Annotated in this window: 5 protein-coding genes; 2 read left to right on the forward strand and 3 right to left on the reverse strand. The window is 42.3% G+C overall.

What is annotated here, in order from left to right:
• Positions 1 to 6 precede the first annotated feature (6 nt).
• From VE944_RS10525 to VE944_RS10535, 3 genes are read right to left on the reverse strand one after another with little or no spacing between them, the layout of a single operon-like run.
• On the reverse strand, positions 7 to 411 hold the full coding sequence (locus tag VE944_RS10525; protein ID WP_324976283.1) for a hypothetical protein: 405 nt from the start codon (positions 409 to 411) through the stop codon (positions 7 to 9).
• A 2-nt stretch (positions 412 to 413) separates the two neighbouring features.
• The gene (locus tag VE944_RS10530; RefSeq protein WP_324976286.1) at positions 414 to 1,025 is read right to left on the reverse strand and encodes a hypothetical protein; all 612 of its coding nucleotides are present in this window, start codon (positions 1,023 to 1,025) and stop codon (positions 414 to 416) included.
• Positions 1,022 to 1,375 (reverse strand): hypothetical protein, encoded by a 354-nt coding sequence (locus VE944_RS10535; RefSeq protein ID WP_324976289.1) that lies wholly within the window; start codon positions 1,373 to 1,375, stop codon positions 1,022 to 1,024. The genes VE944_RS10530 and VE944_RS10535 overlap by 4 nt, the downstream gene beginning before the upstream one ends.
• A 299-nt stretch (positions 1,376 to 1,674) precedes the next feature.
• On the opposite strand from VE944_RS10535, the gene VE944_RS10540 reads away from it, so the two are divergent.
• Positions 1,675 to 1,896, forward strand: a complete 222-nt coding sequence (locus tag VE944_RS10540; RefSeq protein WP_324976292.1) for a hypothetical protein — start codon at positions 1,675 to 1,677, stop codon at positions 1,894 to 1,896.
• Positions 1,897 to 2,116: 220 nt separating this feature from the next.
• Positions 2,117 to 2,248: a BrnT family toxin gene (locus VE944_RS10545; RefSeq protein ID WP_324976294.1), complete on the forward strand. Its 132-nt coding sequence runs from the start codon at positions 2,117 to 2,119 to the stop codon at positions 2,246 to 2,248.
• Positions 2,249 to 2,313 lie beyond the last annotated feature (65 nt).

Raw genomic sequence — 2,313 nt, forward strand, 5'->3', positions numbered from 1 at the left:
ATAAAATCAAAATGTCCATTCGTGATCTGGATCATCTAGGGCAGCGCGAACAGAAGCCAAATTTGCAAGGTCTTTGAAAGGGCTTGATTTAGCAATTTCTGTGATTGAATTTAAGGTAAGGGCTAGTTGCTCATTATTGCCAGATGCGATCGCATTATCAACGACAGCAAACAAAGCGCGAAAGTTTTCTGCACGTTCATCAAAAGAGCGATCTAGATACGCCATCAGCAACTCTCGCTGGGCGTTAATCTTGGTGATTGTTTCGTTTTCCCAAGCTTCAATCTCTCGTCTGTTTGTTTTTTCCTGTTCGGCAACATTGAGGTAATCGGTGCAAGCTAAAACCATTTGCTGTAAGCATTCAGCAGGATTTAGGTTGGCGAGTGCAAAAGAAGCTATTTTGTGTACTGACATGCTTAATTTCCTCCCAGAGTACGATACTTTGCTTGGATAGTCGTGCTGGTAGGATTCAGATACCCTTCATTGTCTAAAACAGGAGTTTTCATGATTTCTGCAAGCGCTTTTACCAGAAGTGCTACTTCTTGAAACTTCCTAGCATGAAGATCGCGATTAAAAGGTTGGGCTTCAAGCTCTTGAAGTGCAGATTTAGCACGGTTGTTTAAATTACACACTAAATTAGCCAGTTCCACTGTTCGCCGTTTAACCTGTAATAGAAAATCTTGAGCTGCTTCAATATTGGCAATTTCTATGTTTACCCTAGCTTCATACTCCCGCGCTTTAGTCAAAGCTTCCTCACCCTTACCAGCAAGTTGAAAACCCCCAACCATCAACGCAGGGCCGAGTGTAATACCTCCCAAGACAGCACCACCAACCGCCATACTGCTACCACCTGAGCAAGCTATGGTCGCATTCCAAGCCGCAGCACCACCAAGTTGTGAGATACCGACTTGAGCAGTCCACAATCCAAAGAACCTGGAAACAGTAACACTACCTACACTCTTTGCTAAGGTAATTGCACCAGAACCTGCTGCTGAGGCTGCAACGGCTGCTGAGACACCACCTTTCACCCTTTGATAATTTCTGTTTTGTACTCCTGAATTTGTTGAGTGGAGATGTTTAATCCAGTTAAAATGTCCAGATTGTTTTGGGAAGCTCGCTGACCAATTCTTTCAATAAAAGCTATAAAGTTTGAAATTGTACTCTGCTTGATACGAAGCTGCATTTGACCATAGGTTTCTGCTGACTGGTTGGTAATTTCCCAGGCTGCTTTTAAGTTTTGCAAGCTACTTTCGTATTTTTGTTGAGCTTGTTCACCAATTTCTTTTGCCTGATTCATATTGCCAATGCCTTCAGCACCTTTTACTGCTCCGAAGGCTCCAGTAGCCAAAGCAGCAGCACCCAAAATCAGTGGAATCATGAAATACTCCTGATTGTAATTAGTATTTGGTTAGTACTCGTCTACGGGTTAAGCATAAAAACAAGGCATCACCTTATACTTATATTTCCCGGAGATACTAACTAATGAACATTCAGAAGGTATAAATTTGAAACTGTGATGAATGCAGTTGTTAATCGTTTTCATTTTGAGTGCGATCCCTGTGGGAGGCTAACACCTCAATGCAATGGACAAGCAATGTCTACGACGGGTTATTCGGCGTCACACTCGGCTTGCCGCTGGCATGGCAACTGTTAGGATAGATGACAGGAGGATTAATTATGTCCAATAAAGCCCAAGAGATATACAGACAAGTTGTTTGTAACTTGTCACCAACTAAGCGGCTACGTTTGGCAACCCTGATTCTAAATGAGCTAGTCGAACAAAAGTTGTCTATCATCGACCAAAGTGATACTTGGACTGAGCAAGATCAGCATGATTTAGCATCCTTCTCGTCAGAGTACGCAGCTTCAATTTTCTCTGAAAGTGAAGAGACAGTTTAGTGAGATTCAATCCCGGTGATGTAGTCACAGTTGATTTTCCTGGTGTCACTGGTATATTGAGTCCATGAAGTTTGAGTGGGATGAGCGTAAAAACCAAAGCAACATTAGAAAGTATGGTTTCGACTTTGCTGATGCTTTTCGCATATTTAATCTACCCATGCTTGTCTACCTAGATGAATGAGAAGACTATGGAGAGGATCGGTATCTCGGTATTGGACTACTGGATGGTCGATTTGTAGTAGTTATTTACACCGAGCCAGGTGAAGAAATGGTTCCGATCATCTCATTAAGAAAGGCACTGTCTCACGAACGAAAAAGCTATGAACAATACCTCAAGAACCGATTGGGTTAGAGTCGATGCAATGAGTGATGAAGACATCGACACCTCAGATATTCCACCTTTGTCAGAAGAATTTT

The sequence above is a fragment of the Nostoc sp. genome (genome assembly GCF_035638895.1).
Lineage (GTDB): Bacteria > Cyanobacteriota > Cyanobacteriia > Cyanobacteriales > Nostocaceae > Nostoc.